Raw genomic sequence first — 578 nt, forward strand, 5'->3', positions numbered from 1 at the left:
AAAGGCAGTGCGCAAACCACGGCTGCACGCAGCAAGTCGAGGCTAACCAACAACATGCGTCGTGGCAGGCGTGAGGCGTAAGCACCCACCAGTGGCGCAATGCCCACGTAGGCGACCATCTTAATTGCCAGCGCTGTGCCTAATACGACACCCGCCTGCCCTCCAGCAAGATCATGAGCCAGTAACGCTAGGGCAACGGTGCTCAGACCGGTGCCAATCAGTGCAATGACCTGAGCGAAAAAGAGATGGCGATAGACGCGATGGGCGAGTACACCGATCATAGATCGCTCCTCAATGAGAGGGCTTAGATGCATTCACAGGTAGCGGGCGATGGCCTTAAAATCCCTGACGTGCTCACGCTGAGTCGCCGTTAAGGGACCTATCGCCTCCTCCATGCAGTGGTCGATATGGTCTTGCACCAAGGTTTTTTTGGCCTGTTGAATGGCCTTTTCGACGGCGTGCAGCTGCTGAGCAATGTCCAGGCAGGCGCGGCTGTCCTCTATCATCTGAGTCACGCTTTGCAGATGTCCGCGTGCGCGGTTCAGGCGCTTGATGATATCTGGGTGCGTCTGGTGCGT

Annotated in this window: 1 protein-coding gene and 1 pseudogene; both read right to left on the reverse strand. The window is 57.1% G+C overall.

Translation table 11 applies throughout. From position 1 onward, the window contains the following. Window positions 1-281: pseudogene (locus R3F64_RS19380) on the reverse strand (MFS transporter); the annotation flags it as partial. 33 nt (window positions 282-314) lie between these two features. Beyond that, on the reverse strand, window positions 315-578 hold a 264-nt coding region (locus R3F64_RS19385), incomplete at its 5' end, for a metal-sensing transcriptional repressor (protein ID WP_332613259.1).

It is taken from the genome of Halomonas sp. 5021, assembly GCF_036663435.1.
Taxonomy (GTDB): domain Bacteria; phylum Pseudomonadota; class Gammaproteobacteria; order Pseudomonadales; family Halomonadaceae; genus Vreelandella; species Vreelandella janggokensis.